The organism is Streptomyces phaeolivaceus, assembly GCF_009184865.1.
Classification (GTDB): domain Bacteria; phylum Actinomycetota; class Actinomycetes; order Streptomycetales; family Streptomycetaceae; genus Streptomyces; species Streptomyces phaeolivaceus.
On record NZ_CP045096.1, the window covers coordinates 8,795,685 to 8,812,956 of the forward strand.

A 17,272-nucleotide genomic window follows, 5' to 3' on the forward strand; every position below is an offset into this window, starting at 1 on the left:
GACACCTCATCGGTGGCCGGGGACTCGGGGTGGGACGCATGGTCGTGGGTCAGGCCGCGACGCGTTCCCGGTCGTTCTTCTCGTTCGGGGTGCGGGTGCCGAGGAGTTCGGTGGGGATCTTGTGGGTCTCGCGGGCGGTGAGCGCGGCGATGACCGGCGGGATGCACAGGGCCGAGGTGAAGAGGGCCACGGCGAACCAGTCGTCGCCGTCCGGGCCGGCGATCTGCGCGGCGAAGGTGACGGCGAAACCGGCGATGGCGAAGCCGATCTGGGTGCCGATGGCCATGCCGGACAGCCGGACCCGGGTGGAGAACATCTCGCCGTAGAAGGAGGGCCAGATGCCGTTCGCGGCGCTGTAGACGACACCGAAGGTGACGATGCCGAGGGTCAGGATCAGCGGGTAGGCGCCGGTGGAGATCGCCCACAGGTAGACGAACATCATCACCGCGCTGCCGGCCGCGCCGATCAGGAAGACGGGGCGGCGGCCGATGCGGTCGGAGAGCGTGGCCCACAGCGGGATCGCGGCGAGCGCCACCAGGTTGGCGAGCGCGCCCACCCACAGCATCGAGGAACGGGACAGGCCCACCGACTCGCTCGTGCCGTACGCCAGCGCCCACACGGTGAAGATCGTGGAGACCGAGGCGACCAGCGCGCCCGCGATCACCCGGAGCACATCCGCCCAGTGCTCGCGCATCAGGATGGCCAGCGGCAGCTTGGCGACGCCCTCGGACTCGGTCTGCTGGGTGAAGGCCGGGGTCTCGTCCAGGGTGCGGCGGATGACATAGCCGACGACGGCGACCGCGATGCTCATCCAGAACGGGACGCGCCAGCCCCAGGAGAGCAGTTGGTCCTCGGGGAGCGCGGCGATCGGGATGAAGACCAGGGTGGCGAGCAGCTGCCCGCCCTGGGTGCCGCTGAGGGTGAAGCTGGTGAAGAAGCCGCGCCGCTGCGACGGCGCGTGTTCCAGCGTCATGGAGTTGGCGCTCGCCTGCTCACCGGCGGCCGAGATGCCCTGGAGGACACGGCAGAGCACCAGAAGGACCGGGGCGAGGGTGCCGACCTGGTCGTAGGTGGGGAGGCAGCCGATCAGGAACGTCGACACACCCATCAGGATCAGCGTGAAGACCATGATCTTCTTACGGCCCAGGCGGTCGCCGTAGTGCCCGAGGAACAGCGCGCCCACCGGCCGTGCCGCGTACGCGACACCGAACGTGGCCAGCGAGAGCAGGGTCGCGGTGGCCGGGTCGGACTCGGCGAAGAAGACCGTCGGGAAGATCAGGGCGGCGGCGCTGCCGTAGATGAAGAAGTCGTAGTACTCCAGGGCGCTGCCGATCCAGGCGGCCGTGGCGGCTTTCTTGGGCTGGCCGGGAGGTGCGGCGGGGACGGACACGGCGTGCTCCTTCGAGGGGTCTCCACCATGAGAGGGGAGTGAAGCGGAGGAAGGCAAGGCAGGGCGGGGCAGGTCACAGTGGGGGAGGAGCCGATCCCTGGGGGTGACGGGACGGCCGTGCCGGGTGCTACCCGGCTTAATTAACGCACTGGATAGTTAGTAGCGGTTGGCTACGGATGTTGCGCCGACGTTTCCCGGGTGTCAAGAGGTGCCGCCGATCCCGCCGAAGGATTTCGTCGCGGAGCGTACGTGCGGGCTCAGCGCGGAGCGTACGTGCGGGCTCAGCGCGGAACGTGTGTGTGGACTCAGTCCGTCGCGCGGTCCGCCGTCAGATAGGCGATCACCATGTCGCCGAGCATCTGGCGGTAGTGGTCGCGCCGACCGGCGTCGATCAGGTCGCGGCCGAACAGGACACCGAAGGTGTGCCGGTTGGCGACCCGGAAGAAGCAGAAGGCGCTGATCATCGCGTGCAGGTCGACGGCGTCGACGTCGGCCGTGAACAGGCCCGACTTCTGGCCCGACTCCAGGATCCGGCGGATCACGTCCAGCGCGGGCGAACCGATCTTGGCGAGCATCTCGGAGGAGGCGATGTGCTCGGCCTCGTGGATGTTCTCGATGCTCACCAGGCGGATGAAGTCGGGGTGCGCCTCATGGTGGTCGAACGTCACCTCGGCGAGCCGGCGAATGGCCGCGACCGGGTCCAGATGCTCGACGTCCAGGTCCTGCTCCTGCTGCCGGATCACGGAGTACGCCCGCTCCAGCACGGCGGTGAACAGCTGCTCCTTGCCGCCGAAGTAGTAGTAGATCATCCGCTTCGTGGTGCGGGTCCGGGCGGCGATCTCGTCGACCCGGGCCCCGGCGAACCCGCTGCGGGCGAACTCCCTGGTCGCGACGTCGAGGATCTCGGCCTTGGTGCGGGCGGCGTCACGGATCCGCCCGTTCGGTCGTGCCGGTTCTTCGACGCTGGTCATCGCGTTCCTTCGGGCAAGGGGGCAGTGTCCGCGATTGTAGAAGAGGGCTTCCCCTGCTCGACCACGCCTGCTATGACTAACGTACTAGTTCGTACATTAGTGACCGCTCAGGAGGCCCCGCCGTGCCCAAGGTCTCGAACCCCCTCTCTCCGGGGGACTCGTATCTCGTCGGTCTCATCGGCTCCGGAATCGGCCCCTCGCTCAGCCCCGCACTGCATGAGCGCGAGGCCGACCGGCAGGGTCTGCGCTATCTGTACCGGCTGATCGACATCGATGAGCTGGGGGTCGGGCCGGAGGCGGTCGGCGATCTCGTGCGCGCCGCCCGGGACCTGGGCTTCGACGGGCTGAACATCACCCACCCGTGCAAGCAGCTCGTCATCGAGCACCTCGACGGGCTCGCCCCGCAGGCCGCCGCGCTCGGCGCCGTCAACACCGTCGTCTTCGAGGACGGCCGTGCCATCGGCCACAACACGGACGTCACCGGCTTCGCCGCGTCCTTCGCCCGCGGGCTGCCCGACGCCCCGCTGGAGAAGGTCGTGCAGCTGGGCGCCGGGGGCGCGGGCGCGGCCGTCGCGCACGCCACACTCACCCTCGGCGCGGAGCATGTGACCGTCGTCGACGCGATGCCCGACCGGGCGACCGACCTCGCGACCTCCCTCAACCGCCACTTCGGGCCGGGCCGGGCCGCCGCGGCGACGCCGGACGCGCTGCCGGTGCTGCTGGGCGCGGCCGACGGGGTCGTGCACGCGACGCCCACGGGGATGGCGGCGCATCCCGGGCTGCCGTTCGCGGCGGAGTTGCTGCATCCCGGGCTGTGGGTGGCGGAGGTGGTGTACCGGCCGTTGGAGACCGAGTTGTTGCGGGTCGCCCGGGGGGTTGGCTGCGCCACGCTGGACGGGGGAGGGATGGCGGTGTTCCAGGCGGTGGACGCGTTCCGCTTGTTCACCGGGCGTGAGCCGGACGCGATTCGGATGTTGGCGGACATCGGCGAGTTGGCCGGGGTCGCGGGCGTCCGTAACTGAGCGCCGCGACGGTCGGTCGGCTGTGTTGGCCGCGGGTTCGTCGTGGCTGGTCGCGCAGTTCCCCGCGCCCCTTACGGGACGCGCCCCCCACGGGACGGGCGCGCCCCTCGATCCAAGGAGTCCCCCCATGCGTACATCCATCGCCACCGTCTCCCTCAGTGGGTCTCTCACCGAGAAGTTGACCGCCGCCGCGCGGGCCGGGTTCGACGGGGTGGAGATCTTCGAGAACGATCTGCTGGCCAGTCCGCTCACGCCCGAGGAGATCAGGGTCCGGTGCGCGGATCTGGGGCTGAGCATCGATCTCTATCAGCCGATGCGGGACATCGAGGCCGTGTCGGCGGAGGTGTTCGAGGGGAATCTGCGGCGGGCCCGGCACAAGTTCGAGCTGATGGCGCGGCTCGGCTGCGACACCGTGCTCGTCTGCTCCAGCGTCCATCCGCTGGCCGAGGACGACGACGCGCTCGCCGCCGACCATCTGCGTCAACTGGCCGCCCAGGCACAGGAGTTCGGGATCCGGGTCGCCTATGAGGCGCTGGCGTGGGGGCGGCACGTCAGTACGTACGACCACGCGTGGCGGATCGTGGCGGCGGCCGACCATCCGGCGCTCGGGACCTGTCTGGACAGCTTCCACATCCTGGCCCGGGGCTCCGACCCCAAGGGCATCGAGGACATCCCCGGCGAGAAGATCTTCTTCCTGCAGCTCGCCGACGCACCGCTGATGGCGATGGACGTGCTCCAGTGGAGCCGGCACTACCGCTGCTTCCCGGGGCAGGGCGGCTTCGATGTCGCCGGGCTCGTGAGGCATGTGATCGACGCCGGATACGACGGGCCGCTGTCGCTGGAGGTGTTCAACGACGTCTTCCGGCAGTCCGAGGCCGGGCCCACCGCCGTGGACGCCCACCGCTCGCTGCTGATGCTCCAGGAGGCGGCCGGGATCGCCGCGCTGCCCGAGCGGGTGGTGCCCACCGGGGTCGCCTTCGCCGAGCTGGTCACCCCCGACGCCGAACCGGTGGGCGCGCTGCTCGGCGCCCTCGGCTTCGCCCGGACCGCCCGGCACCGCAGCAAGCCGGTGGACCTCTGGTCGCAGGGCGAGGCCCGGGTACTGGTCAACACCGGCCCGGCCGCCCGCCGCGACGGCACCCAGCTCGCCGCGATCGGACTGGAGTCACCGGACCCGGCCGGCGCCGCCCGCCGCGCCGAGGCCCTGCTCGCGCCGGTGCTGCCGCGCCGCCGGGCCGCCGAGGACGCGCCCCTGGACGCGGTCGCCGCGCCCGACGGCACCGAACTCTTCTTCTGTGCCACGGACCGCCCCGAACTCCCCAGCTGGACCGGGGACTTCCGGCCCGTGGCGCACCCCGGGGCCGCGGGCCACGTCCGGCGCGTCGACCATCTCGCGCTCACCCAGCCCTGGCACCAGTTCGACGAGGCGGCCCTCTTCCACCGTACGGTGCTCGGACTGCACGCCCGCGACAGCGTCGATGTCGCCGACCCGTACGGCCTGTTCCGCAGCAGGCCGGTGACCAGCGAGGACGGCGGCGTCCGGATCGCGCTCAGCGTCGGCCCCGCCCCGACCGACACCACCACGCGCGCCCAGCACATCGCCCTCGCCACGGACGACGTCGTCGCCGCGGCCCGCGCCTTCCGCGCGGCCGGGGGCCGCCTGCTGGCCGTCCCCGCGAACTACTACGACGATCTGGCCGCCCGGTTCGAGTTCGTCGAGGGGGAGTTGGAGTCGTACCGCGAACTCGGCATCCTCTACGACCGTGACCCGGACGGCGAGTTCCGCCACTGCTACACCGAGACCGTCGGCCGGGTCTTCTTCGAACTCGTCCAGCGGGACGGCGGGTACAAGGGCTACGGCGCGCAGAACGCCCCCGTGCGGCTCGCCGCCCAGCACGCCCAACGCCCGCTCAGGTAAAGGGAGTTCAGTGATTCGGGGCTACTGGCGGCTGACAGTGCGCGTCACACCGGTGACGACCGTCGTCGCCAGGATCCAGCCCGTGATGACGAGGACGTACGACAGCCACTGGGTCGCGCCCTCGGGCGCGTACGCCCGCTCCTGCCCGAAGTCGATGATCGGCAGGAGCAGATCGAGGGTGTAGACGACCGGGTTGAAGTCCGGTGCCTCGTCCGCCTTGAGCGGGCTCGGCGGGCGCACCGCGTACGCCACCGAGCCCACCGCCATCAGCGACAGCAGCCACACGGCCGCGCGCAGCGGGCGGAAGCCGTAGCCGACGGTGGCGTCCTGGGCGTACCCCCACAGCCGCCCGTACCAGCGGAGTGTGGCGCGATGGCGGCGCTGCTTGGCGAGTTGGACGCGCCGGGCCGCGTCCTCGTCGCCGATCCTGCGGTACGCGGTGGTCAACTGCTCGTAGGAGTACGGCAGATACGCCTCCCCGTCGCTCTCCAGCATCGGCAGCCGCCGCTCGGCGCGCTCGTGCGGGATGAGGGAGGTGTAGGTGAGGCTGTTCAGCAGGACCTGCTCCGGCAGCATGTCCGGCTCCACGAACAGCACCTCTATCTGGGCGCGGCGCAGATTGAGGACGCCCTCCACCGGGGGGCCGTTGCGCAGCCACAGCTCGCTGATGACGCTGCTGCTCACCCGCAGCGCCGTACCGCCGGGGTTCGACAGCCGGGCGTACGACAGCTCCAGCCAGCCGCCCACCCGGACGCCGCGCAGCTCGACCCGGCCGCTTACGTCCGCGTGGCGCAGGACGACATCGGACTCGGTGACGAGCCCCGACGCGCCGAGCGCCGTACCGCCGGGCCGGTGCAGCCGGGCCCGCCTCAGATCGACCGCGCCCGCGACATGGGCCCCGCCGAGCTGGACCTCGCCGCTCGCCCGCAGCCCGGGGGCGCACAACTCCTCGCCGATCTCCGCCTGGTTGAGCCGTAACGCGGCCTCGTCGTCCGGTGCGGTGAACTCGGCCCGCTCCATGAACAGGGTCCCGGAGATCTGCGCCCCGGTGAGCCTCACCGGTCCCCGGAACCGGCACGCGGTCAGCCGCAGCCCGCCGTCGACCCGCATCCGTGCCGAACGCAGGCCGGGCAGCACGGACTTGGTGAGATTGAGGTAGGTGAACCGGGCCCCGGAGAAGTCGGGGACCTCGTCGAAGTGGCAGCCGCTCAGCCTTACGACGCTGTCCACCGTCGCGTACTTCAGGTCCAGTCCGCCGGTGATCCGGGCGCCCTCGATCTTGAGCGCGGCGACCTCGCCCTCCTCCTGCGGAGCGGTGAGCAGCAACGCCCGCAGCACCCGGGCCCGTACGGTCCGCTCCGGGCCCCAGCCGGCGCCGTCCGCCGCGTCCTCGGCCACGGCGGACGCGGAGTCCACGGCCCGGAAGTCCACCGCCGCGCCGAGCGGAAAGGCGTCCCACACCCGCCGCTCGGCCGCCGTCAGATCGTTGATCATCATCACCGGGAATCTCACCCGCGATGCTTGTGCCTGTCAACCACACCTACCGGGCCGTCCCTAGTGGGCCCAGGCCTCGTCGTGCGACCGGTGCGCGTCCGTGAGCCCGTTCGCGAAGAACTGCTCGTAGTACTCGTTCTCCACGTGGTGGACCTGGAGCCACACCCCCGGGACATGGATCGCGTCCGTGTGGGCCGGGAAGCGGCCGTGGGTACGGAGGATGTACTCGCAGATGTCGCGGGCGCAGTCGATCACCCGCTCCTCGTACTCGCTCGCCTCCGTCAGATAGCGCTGCCCGTAGTCCTCCCGGTAGATCCGGGCGAAGACGTCCCGGTCGGTGTAGACACCGTTCCGGCCGAACTTCTCCTGGATGATGGTCTCCACGGCCTCCGACATGCTCCCGTACATCGGCGGGCACGCGGCGGCGATCAGCGGGGCGCCGCCGTCGGGGGCGGGGAGCCGGACCGGGTGTGAGCGCACCTTCGCGTACTTCGGCAGCGGGATGTGCCAGCGCCAGATGTCGGCCGGGCGCCAGCGCGGGGTGACGAAGTCGAAGCCGAGCATCCTGCCGTACGCCCGGGAGAACTTCGGGTCGCCGAGGGCGATCTGCGGGTTGATGGTGGCGTGGATCCAGGCGCCCAGGCCCATCGCCTCGGCCGTGAGCATCAGGTTCTGCAGGAGCAGATCCGCCTCGATCTGGGTGCGCATCGGGCCCAGCGCGCCGAGGGGCAGCTTCAACTCCCCGTTCAGGAAGCCGTTCTTGACCCACTTCCTCACCCCGGCCGCGCGGTAGAAGTTGCGGTCGTCCACCAGGGTCGGGCGGGCCCCGTCCGGCTGGGTGAGCAGATACATCAGCGCGTTCACATACTGATGGGAGAGGTCGACCACCGGGAACAGCAGCGTCGTACCGGGCAGGTTGGACAGGAAGCGGTTGGAGTCCAGATACGCCGGGAAGTCCCGCTTGTCCGGCGCGACGTCGAGCCGGTGGTCCAGGACCTTCACCTTCGCCCGGCGCGCCCGCGCCACCAGCGTCGCGGCGTCGAACGGCTCCTCCGGCGCCGGTTCCAGCCTGCGCAGGAAGTAGGTGCCCGAGTCGTTGACGAGGAAGAAGTGCGTGCCCTGGGCGTTGTCCGGGCTCCCGGCGGTACGGCCCGCCATCGTCAGATTGGGCTTGGACATGATGGGTGTGCCGTTGTCCGGGTCCTCGAAGGGCCGGTCGGGCATGGTGAGTCCCGTGGTGCCGGTGATCGCGATCAGCACCGCCTCCTCCAGCTCGGAGAGCGGCTGCACCGCGTTGCGGGACGTGTAGGTCATGGTGCCCGCGGACACCTTGGCGCCCCGGCTCACCCGGTGCGTACGGCGGCGCCACACGGTCCGCAGCAGCGGGCGCGTGAAGAGATCGGCGAGCCCCGGGTGGGGCGCACCCCCGGCGATGTCGACGGTCGTGCCGGGCTGCGGCTGGATTTCGGGCAGCTCGGAGTGGTTGTCGGTGAACGTCATGCGTGTTTCCCCCGTTTTCCCCCGTTGTGGTTCGTCGACCCGGGTGTCGCACCCCGGGCCGTGTGTCACGGCGTCACGATGAACCGCCGTCGCTCGTAGGACCGTTGCCGCTCGTCCCGCCGTCGCCGCTCGTCCCGCCGTTGCCCGTGGCCGTAGGCACCGTCCGCCACGGCGCGAACGCGCTCGCGTCGCGCGGCAGCAGGGGTGCCAACTCCGGGCAGTGGCGCAGGAGTACGGAGTTCATGCCGCCCTTCTCGACCCAGTCGATGCCGAGCGGGGTGTACACCTCAGGCCGGTAGTCCACGGTCAGGAACCGGTCGCTCTGCAACCGCCTGCTGGCCATCAGGATGAAGACGCGGAACGCGGTGTCGCTGAACCCGAAGCCCTCCGGCGGGTTCTCCGCGAACAGCCCGACCACCGTGTCGATCTCGTCGACGTCCCGGTAGACGTCCTTCAGCCGCGCCAGCGTCCGCGGGTTCTCGGTCAGCTCCTCGAAGGAACGGATCCGCCCCCGGTGCAGCCCGGCCCGGAAGTCGTTGTAGCGCGGCACCCCGCGCCGGCGTGTACGGACCAGGTCGACCACCGACAGATCGATGATCTCCCCGTCCCGCTCGAAGCGTTGCAGCGCACGCGGGAAGTTGTGCGGGGTGATCGCGCCCGGGTGGGCGATGCCGAACGAGTACAGCGCGTTCGCCAGCCCCGTCTTGCGGATCTGCGCCTCGCCCGCCCCGCCCTGGATGTCCATGAAGCCGACCGTCTCCAGCCGCCGCCCGAACTGGTGCTCCCGCAGCTCGTAGTCGTCCGGGATCAGCGGATGCAGCCGGTAGACGGTCGTGAAGTCCTCGGTCAGCGAGTACGGCGCCGCGTGGTGGTCCGGCAGTGTCTTCGGGATACCGGTCAGCGAGTGTGCCTCGAACAGCCACAGGCCCAGCTGGTTGAGCCAACTCTTCGGCGGGCCCGACCAGTTGGTGTTGAGCGCCAGGTCGATCGCCTCGGTGGCGAGGATCGCCGGGGTCCACTCCACGGTGTGGATCTTCGCGATCAGCGCCGACACCACGAGCCGGGCCGTGTGGTAGGTCTTCTCCTCGCTCATCGACGGATACGCGGCCCGCAGCGCGTCGCACACCGCGTTGTGCTCCCGCGCGAACAGCGTGTGCAGCGCGCTGAGCCCCATCCACCAGCTCTCGTTGAACCCGGTGAGCGGAACACCGCTCGCCCCGCCCGGCAGATGGCCGTCCTCCAGCCGGAGCTTCGCGCCCCCGCCCGGCTCCCGCAGGAACCGTGCGGTCCGCTCGTTCTCGCCGTACACCTCGGAGCCGTCCCACCAGTGCGAGGCGGAGTTGGCGAACAGGATCGGCGGGCGGCCGGGCACCTCGACGCCCTCGTTCTCCGCGAACCGCATCACCCGCTCGGTGGGCCCGCCCGGCACGTTCCGCCAGTTTTCGTCGAAGCCGGGCGGCAGCGGCACCTCCACACTGCGGTCACCGGTCTTGTACCGCCGGTGGTTCACCCAGTCGTGCACCTGGAACTGTATCCACGCCGCCGCCAGCACATTGAGCGAGGTCGCCGGCACAAAGCTCTCCCGATACAGGAGTTGCCTGCTGACCGTGACCGGGTTCGGGGTGTCGAAGGTGTCCGGCCGGTGGTCCGGCTTCAGATTCCGCCCGAACGCGGCGCCCACCGCGCCCATGCCCGGCTCCGAGAGATCGTTGTACGTCCCGTCGTACGACCGTTCCGTGCGCAGCCGTTCCGGGATCGGCTCGGGTGCGGGCTGGGCCTGCGGCGGGGCCTCGCCTATCTCGGTGTCGATCAGATTCAGCCTGCGCAGCACCTTCCGCAGGAACACCAGGTTCAGCAGGCTCAGGGACAACGGCAGCCGGTGCCATGGCACGACACGGTTCAGCAGCCCGAAGACGGGGCCCACGAGACGGCCGAGCAGCCTGTTGCGCACGGGTTCCTCGGTGACGAAGCGCTGCCCGAGACGGTGGGCGCCACTTGCCCGATATCCGGCCTTCCGCGCCCGGTTGATGTTCCCCAATGGCCGGAACTCATCGGTGGTGTACCAGGGGTTGAAGGTCAGCTCCTCGATCCGCCGCGCCGCCGCCCGTGCCTCGGCGGCGTCCAACTCCTGTGCGGGAATGGTGAGTCGGGCGATCGGCACCGCCGGGGCCACCGCGTCCCGCCACTCCACCGCCGCGTCCTCGACCGGAGTGCGCCGCTCGTCCACATACCGCTGCACACACAGATCGAAGGCCACGTCCGCCTGCCCGAGCCGTCGTGCCAGCTCACGGTGGAGGAAGTCCGGGTCCCGGCGGTCGGGTTCGGCCGCCGTCGGTGTGCCGGGCGCCGGCCGCAGCAGATACCGCACGGGGCCGGCCTCGCCCCACAGAATCGCCCCGCGACTCCAATAGGTCTCGGTGGCAAGCGAGTTGACGGACCGTCGGGTGGCGGCCCGCACATTGCGCTGCATCCGGGCGGCGGTGCCGAGCCCCACCGCGAGCGGCAGTTTCACGAACAGCGCGAACGCCTTCGCCAGACGGCCGCGCGCCCCCGCCATGGCCTTGGCGAACGCCACGAACTCCCGCGCGTCGCTCGCGTGCGACACCGGGAAACTGGTGGCCAGCAGATCGTGGCTCACCCCGTCCGCCACCCGCACCCGCACCGCCGCGCCCCGCAGATCCGGGGAACCGTCGCCCTGCCGGATGCCGCTCGCGTTGGACAGCCTGACCAGTGCCGGATAGTCGGCGCCGGGCCGCGCGAAACCGACCCGCAGCGCCACCGGAAGGTCGTCGTGGAACCGCAGCCGCGCGTTCTCCACCCCCAGGGGCGCCTTCGCGTGGAACGCCCGCGCGATCCCGCCGCCCCCGGCCCGCCGGTTCCTGACCTGGACCTTCATCAGCTCCCGCGCCAGCCGCTCGGACACGAGCCGTTCGGCCTCGGGGCTGCCCCCGTCGTACCGTTCGTAGCGCTGATCGTGCCGCCCTGTCTCTGCCATCGCCGTTTCCCCCTGACGGACGCGCTGGGTAAGCACACGCGCTCATGCGCACGCGATGCATACGGGACAGGGGCCGCACGCTACCGGCGGAAGGGTTCCGGCCACAGCGACAGTTCGCGCCATGTGCGCATCTGACGGGCAATGCGCCGGAACATCCGGCTCCCCGCGCCCTCCAGGGACACGGGGAGCCGTCCGACCAGCGGTTACCGCTGGTTCTTCTACTTCGTCGACTCGACCGCGTGCCCGCCGAACTGGTTGCGCAGCGCGGCGATCATCTTCATCTGCGGGGAGTCGTCCTGCCGGGAGGCGAACCGGGTGAACAGGGACGCGGTGATCGCCGGCAGCGGCACCGCGTGGTCGATGGCGGCCTCCACGGTCCAGCGGCCCTCACCGGAGTCCTCGGCGTAGCCGCGCAGCTTCTCCAGGTGCTCGTCGTCGTCGAGCGCGTTGACGGCGAGGTCGAGGAGCCAGGACCGGATAACGGTGCCGTCCTGCCAGGACCGGAAGACCTCGCGGACGCTGTCGACCGACTCGACCTTCTCCAGCAGCTCCCAGCCCTCGGCGTACGCCTGCATCATGGCGTACTCGATGCCGTTGTGGACCATCTTGGAGAAGTGCCCGGCACCGACCTTGCCCGCGTGGACATAGCCGTACGGCCCCTCCGGCTTGAGCGCCTCGAAGATCGGCTGGAGCCGCTCCACGTGCGCCTTGTCGCCGCCGACCATCAGGGCGTAGCCGTTCTCCAGGCCCCACACACCACCGGAGACACCGGCGTCGACGAAGCCGATGCCCTTCGCGCCCAGCTCGGCCGCGTGCTTCTCGTCGTCCGTCCAGCGGGAGTTGCCGCCGTCGACGACGGTGTCGCCGGGCGAGAGCAGCCCGCCCAGTTCGTCGACCACGGACTGGGTGGCACCGCCGGCGGGGACCATCACCCAGACCGTACGCGGCGCGTCGAGGCCCTCGACCAGTTCGGCCAGGCTGCCCACGTCGGAGACGTCGGGGTTGCGGTCGTAGCCGATGACGGTGTGGCCGGCGCGGCGGATCCGCTCGCGCATGTTGCCGCCCATCTTGCCGAGACCGATCAGGCCCAACTGCATCGCTGTCATGTCAGTGCGCTTCCTTCTGTGCGTCAGGGGCAGGGCCCCGCCGGTCGCCGCCGCGCAGGGCGACGGCGTACATCTCGTCGGCGTCGAGGCGCCGCAGCTCCTCGGCGATCAGTTCGGAGGTGGCGCGCACCTTCAGGGCCAGGGTGCGCGACGGCTGCCCCGGCAGGCTGAGGGTGGCGAGCGGCCCCTCGGGGCGGTCGATGACGACCTCGCCCTTCGCGGTGCCGAGCCGCACACCGGTCACGACCGGACCGGCGGTCAGGACGCGCTCCACGGAGACACCGAGCCGGGCCTCCAGCCAGCGGGCCAGCAGTTCGGCGCTCGGGTTGTCGGCCTCGCTCTCCACGGCGGCCGAGACGATGGTCTCCTTGGCCTGGTCGAGGGCGGCGGCCAGCATCGAACGCCACGGCGTCAGCCGGGTCCAGGCGAGGTCGGTGTCGCCGGGCGTGTAGGAGTCCGCGCGCTGCGCGAGGGCCGCGAGCGGGGTCTCCACGGCGTACATGTCCGTGATCCGGCGCTGGGCGAGCGCGCCCAGCGGGTCCTTCGCCGGGTTCTCCGGCGCGTCCACCGGCCACCAGACGACGACCGGCGCGTCCGGCAGCAGCAGCGGCAGGACCACCGAGTCGGCGTGGTCGGACACCTCGCCGTACGTCCGCAGCACGACCGTCTCACCGGTGCCCGCGTCGGCGCCGACCCGTACCTCGGCGTCCAGATGGGACTTGGTGCGGTCCTTGGGGGTGCGGGCGTGCCGCTTGATGACGACCAGGGTGCGCGAGGGGTGCTCGTGCGAGGCCTCCTCGGCCGCCTTGATCGAGTCGTACGCGTTCTCCTCGTCCGTCACGATCACCATCGTGAGGACCATGCCCACGGCGGGTGTGCCGATGGCCCGCCGGCCCTGCACCAGGGCCTTGTTGATCTTGCTTGCCGTGGTGTCAGTCAGGTCGATCTTCATGGCCTGCGCCAGCTCCGTCCGTCTCGTGCGAGCATCTCGTCCGCTTCCTCCGGGCCCCAACTCCCCGAGGCGTACTGCGCGGGCCTGCCGTGCCCCGCCCAGTACTCCTCGATCGGGTCGAGGATCTTCCAGGACTCCTCCACCTCCTGATGGCGGGGGAAGAGGTTGGCGTCGCCGAGCAGCACATCCAGGATCAGCCGTTCGTACGCCTCCGGGCTGGACTCCGTGAACGACTCGCCGTACGCGAAGTCCATGGTGACGTCCCGGATCTCCATCGAGGTACCCGGCACCTTCGAACCGAAGCGCACGGTCATCCCCTCGTCGGGTTGCACCCGGATGACGATCGCGTTCTGCCCCAGTTCCTCGGTGGCGGTGGAGTCGAACGGGGAGTGCGGGGCGCGCTGGAGGACGACCGCGATCTCCGTGACCCGGCGGCCCAGCCGCTTGCCGGTGCGCAGATAGAACGGGACCCCCGCCCAACGGCGGTTGTCGATGCCCAGCTTGACCGCCGCGTAGGTGTCCGTGGTCGAGGACGGGTCGATGCCGTCCTCCTCCAGATAGCCGACCACCTGCTCGCCGCCCTGCCAGCCGGCCGCGTACTGCCCGCGCACACTGTGCGGGCCCAGATCCTCCGGCAGCCGTACCGCCCTGAGCGCCTTCAGCTTCTCGGTCAGCAGCGACCCGGCGTCGAACGCCGCCGGTTCCTCCATCGCGGTCAGCGCCAGCAGCTGGAGCAGATGGTTCTGGATGACGTCACGGGCCGAGCCGATGCCGTCGTAGTAGCCCGCCCGGCCGCCGATGCCGATGTCCTCGGCCATCGTGATCTGGACATGGTCGACGTAACTCCGGTTCCAGATGGGCTCGTACATCTGGTTGGCGAAGCGGAGCGCCAGGATGTTCTGGACGGTCTCCTTGCCGAGGTAGTGGTCGATACGGAAGACCTGCTCGGGGTCGAACACGTCGTGCAGGACGGCGTTCAGCTCGCGGGCGCTGGTGAGGTCGTGGCCGAACGGCTTCTCGATCACCGCGCGCCGCCAGGACCCCTCGGGCGGACTGGCCAGCCCGTGCTTCTTCAGTTGCTTGACGACCTTCGGGAACATCTTCGGCGGCACGGAGAGATAGAACGCGAAGTTGCCGCCCGTGCCCCGGGACCCGTCCAGTTCCTCGACGGCCTTGCGGAGCCGCTCGAACGCCTCGTCGTCGCCGAAGTCGCCCGGGATGAACCGCATCCCCTCGGCGAGCTGCTGCCAGACCTCCTCACGGAACTCGGTACGGGCGTGGTCGCGGACCGCGTCGTGCACGATCTGCGCGAAGTCCTCGTCCTCCCAGTCCCGGCGGGCGAAACCGACGAGGGAGAAACCCGGCGGCAGCAGACCCCGGTTGGCCAGGTCGTAGACGGCCGGCATCAGCTTCTTGCGGGACAGGTCGCCGGTCACCCCGAAGATGACGAGCCCGGACGGGCCCGCGATCCTCGGGAGCCTGCGATCGCCCGCGTCCCGGAGCGGGTTGAGCCACTCGGCGGTCATTCCCCATCAACTCCCTTGCTGTTCGCCCCGTCGGAGAGGCGCGTCAGGGGTTCCACCGTGACGGCGGTCGTCACGGTCGCTTCGGTGATCACAGTGATCATCTTCCTTCGGGCGCTCGCGTCAACCGCGGACGGCGTGCGGTGATTCCCTCGCCGCGGCGACGACGTTCTCGGGGGTGAAGCCATACGCGGCGAACAGGGTCCTGTCGTCGGCGGAGGCGCCGAGGTGTTCGAGGGAGACGATGCGGCCGTGGTCACCGACGTAGCGGTACCAGGTCGGACCGATCCCCGCCTCGACCGCCACGCGGGCCTTCACGGACGGCGGCAGCGCACGTGTGCGGTATTCGTGCGGCTGTTCCTCGAACCACTCCACGGACGGCATCGACACCACCCGTGTCCCGACCCCCTCGGCCTCCAGCCGCTCCCGCGCGGCGACGGCGAGCCGCTCCTCGGACCCGGTGGCGATCAGGATGGGGATCGAGGAAGGTTGCCGTGTGCCGGCGTTCGGTGAAACCGGGACACGGCGACGCGGCGGCGAGAGCATCACGGACAGAGACTTCCCGGACGGCGACCGGATCAAGACCTTTCGGTTCCCCGTCGATCGCGGGCTCTCCGGTGTCGGCATGTGGATCGGCCCGATGGGCGACCGCGGGCCCTGGCGCGCGGACCTACCCCTGGACGGGGCCACAACAGCGACTTCGACAAGCGGGTCGTCCTGGAGGCGAAACGGCTGCTGGCCCACACGGACCCGCCGATCGGCCGGGTCGGCGTGGCCGCCGGCTTCCCCGACTCGGTGAACTTCTCCAAGTTCTTCCAGCTGCGCGCCGGGACGACACCGGTGGCGTTCCGGGCGGAGCTGCGGTGACCCTCGGGGGAGCCGGACATGACGGAGGGGCTCCGCGCGTCCGCGCGAAGCCCCTCCGGAGCCGTGAACCCGCCGCTCAGCGGCCGAAGTTGAACCAGTTCACGTTCACGAAGTCCTGCGCCTGACCACTGGTGAAGGTCAGATAGACGTCATGGGTGCCGGTGACCCCGCTGATGTTCGCGGGGACGGTCCGCCAGGACTGCCAGCCCCCGGTGTTGGCGATCGAGAAACTGCCGACCGGGGTGCTCGTACGGCTGTCGATCCGCACCTCGACCAGGCCGCTCACCCCGGTGTTGGCGCCGGAGGCCACCCGGGCGACGAACTGGGTCGCCGCAGTGGAACCGAAGTTGACGCTCTGGAACAGCGCCCAGTCCCCGTTGGCGAGCGAGCCGATGTTCTGGCCGCCCCCGGTGTCGGTCGTGGTCTCGGTGAGCGTGCCGCTCTGACTGTTGTACGACTCGGCCTGGATCGCGCTGTACGCGTCCCGGGTGCCGGTCGGCGGCGGTGTGGTGGTGCCGCCGGTGGCCGACAGCACCTGTACATAGTCGACGACCATCGGGACACCGGACCGGGTGTCGGCGTCCAGGCCGCCGCCGAACGCGTCCGGGAAGGCGCCGCCCATCGCCACGTTCAGGATGATGAAGAAGCCGTGGTTGGTGGCGTTGGACCAGGTGGTCGCGTCGACCTGGCCCGCGTTGACCGAGTGGAACTGGGTGCCGTCGACGAGGAACCGGATCGTCTCCGGGGTCACCGAGCGGTCCCACTCCATGGTGTAGGTGTGGAAGCCGGACTGGCAGGTCGTGTTGGGGCACGCGATGGAGTTGCCGATACCGGTCGTCTCGTTGCACGGGCCGCCGGGGTTGGTGCCGCAGTGCATCGTCGCCCAGACCTGGTTGCGGCCCTGGACGTTCTCCATGATGTCCAGCTCACCGACGCTCGGCCAGTTCTGGTAGTTGCCCCGGTAGGGCGCGCCCAGCATCCAGAACGCGGGCCAGTAGCCCTCGGCGGCCGTCCCGGTGACGTTCGGCATCTGGATCCGGGACTCGACCCGCAGCTTGCCGCCCGCCGGGGGCTGGAAGTCGGTGCGGTTGGTCTCGATGCGGCCCGAGGTCCATCGGCCCGCCGTGTCGCGGATCGGGGTGATACGGAGATTGCCGTTGCCGTCGAGCGAGACGTTGCTGGTGCTGTTCGTCATCGTCTCGACCTCGCCGGTACCCCAGTTGGAGGGTCCGCCCGGGTACGAAGTCCCTGTCGCGTACTGCCAGTTGGTGGTGGAGACGCCGGTACCGGCGGTGCCGTTGAAGTCGTCGACGAAGACCTGTGTCCAGCCGGCGGGCGGGGTGGGGGCGGCGCCCTGCGCGGTCGTCGCCCACGCCGTGGCCAGCGCCAGCGCGGCGGCCACGGCCAGGAACGCGCGCCGGAGCGGGCGGCGCCGTCTGATGGGTATGCCGGGGGTTTCACTCATGGCGGCCTCTTCGGGTGTACGGAGTGAAATACGCGGGTGGGGGTGTGCGTGGGAGAGCGCTCCGTGGAG

Annotated in this window: 11 protein-coding genes and 2 pseudogenes; 3 read left to right on the top strand and 10 right to left on the bottom strand. The window is 70.5% G+C overall.

Going from position 1 to position 17,272, the window contains the following annotated elements; all coding sequences use genetic code 11:
* Positions 1–49 precede the first annotated feature (49 nt).
* Both F9278_RS40115 and F9278_RS40120 read right to left on the bottom strand, forming a co-directional pair.
* Positions 50–1,390 (bottom strand): MFS transporter, encoded by a 1,341-nt coding sequence (locus tag F9278_RS40115; protein WP_152172695.1) that lies wholly within the window; start codon positions 1,388–1,390, stop codon positions 50–52.
* A 305-nt stretch (positions 1,391–1,695) separates the two neighbouring features.
* On the bottom strand, positions 1,696–2,361 hold the full coding sequence (locus tag F9278_RS40120; protein WP_152172696.1) for a TetR/AcrR family transcriptional regulator: 666 nt from the start codon (positions 2,359–2,361) through the stop codon (positions 1,696–1,698).
* A 122-nt stretch (positions 2,362–2,483) separates the two neighbouring features.
* Between F9278_RS40120 and F9278_RS40125 the strand changes: the two genes are divergently transcribed.
* Positions 2,484–3,383, top strand: coding sequence for a shikimate dehydrogenase (locus tag F9278_RS40125; protein WP_152172697.1), 900 nt, complete (start codon positions 2,484–2,486; stop codon positions 3,381–3,383).
* 127 nt (positions 3,384–3,510) lie between these two features.
* The gene (locus tag F9278_RS40130; RefSeq protein ID WP_152172698.1) at positions 3,511–5,301 is read left to right on the top strand and encodes a bifunctional sugar phosphate isomerase/epimerase/4-hydroxyphenylpyruvate dioxygenase family protein; all 1,791 of its coding nucleotides are present in this window, start codon (positions 3,511–3,513) and stop codon (positions 5,299–5,301) included.
* Between the two features lie 21 nt (positions 5,302–5,322).
* Here the strand turns inward: F9278_RS40130 and F9278_RS40135 are convergent, their stop codons facing one another.
* The 7 genes and pseudogenes from F9278_RS40135 to F9278_RS40165 all read right to left on the bottom strand — a co-directional run.
* On the bottom strand, positions 5,323–6,798 hold the full coding sequence (locus F9278_RS40135) for a pentapeptide repeat-containing protein (RefSeq protein WP_152172699.1): 1,476 nt from the start codon (positions 6,796–6,798) through the stop codon (positions 5,323–5,325).
* A 57-nt stretch (positions 6,799–6,855) separates the two neighbouring features.
* The gene (locus F9278_RS40140) at positions 6,856–8,295 is read right to left on the bottom strand and encodes a hypothetical protein (RefSeq protein ID WP_152172700.1); all 1,440 of its coding nucleotides are present in this window, start codon (positions 8,293–8,295) and stop codon (positions 6,856–6,858) included.
* Between the two features lie 73 nt (positions 8,296–8,368).
* Positions 8,369–11,290 (bottom strand): peroxidase family protein, encoded by a 2,922-nt coding sequence (locus tag F9278_RS40145; protein WP_152172701.1) that lies wholly within the window; start codon positions 11,288–11,290, stop codon positions 8,369–8,371.
* A gap of 218 nt (positions 11,291–11,508) precedes the next feature.
* Positions 11,509–12,387 carry a phosphogluconate dehydrogenase (NAD(+)-dependent, decarboxylating) gene (gene gnd, locus F9278_RS40150; protein WP_264300223.1) on the bottom strand — a complete coding sequence of 293 codons (879 nt, stop codon included), beginning with the start codon at positions 12,385–12,387 and terminating at the stop codon, positions 11,509–11,511.
* 10 nt (positions 12,388–12,397) lie between these two features.
* Positions 12,398–13,348 carry a glucose-6-phosphate dehydrogenase assembly protein OpcA gene (opcA, locus tag F9278_RS40155; protein WP_152172703.1) on the bottom strand — a complete coding sequence of 317 codons (951 nt, stop codon included), beginning with the start codon at positions 13,346–13,348 and terminating at the stop codon, positions 12,398–12,400.
* Positions 13,345–14,874 (bottom strand): glucose-6-phosphate dehydrogenase, encoded by a 1,530-nt coding sequence (gene zwf, locus F9278_RS40160; protein WP_152172704.1) that lies wholly within the window; start codon positions 14,872–14,874, stop codon positions 13,345–13,347. Before zwf ends, opcA begins: the two co-directional genes overlap by 4 nt.
* A gap of 120 nt (positions 14,875–14,994) precedes the next feature.
* Positions 14,995–15,345, bottom strand: a pseudogene (locus F9278_RS40165) (transketolase-like TK C-terminal-containing protein); the annotation flags it as partial.
* A 186-nt stretch (positions 15,346–15,531) separates the two neighbouring features.
* Between F9278_RS40165 and F9278_RS40170 the strand changes: the two are divergent.
* Positions 15,532–15,738: pseudogene (locus F9278_RS40170) on the top strand (helix-turn-helix domain-containing protein); the annotation flags it as partial.
* Between the two features lie 76 nt (positions 15,739–15,814).
* Here the strand turns inward: F9278_RS40170 and F9278_RS40175 are convergent.
* Positions 15,815–17,203 (bottom strand): glycoside hydrolase family 16 protein, encoded by a 1,389-nt coding sequence (locus tag F9278_RS40175; protein ID WP_152172705.1) that lies wholly within the window; start codon positions 17,201–17,203, stop codon positions 15,815–15,817.
* Positions 17,204–17,272 lie beyond the last annotated feature (69 nt).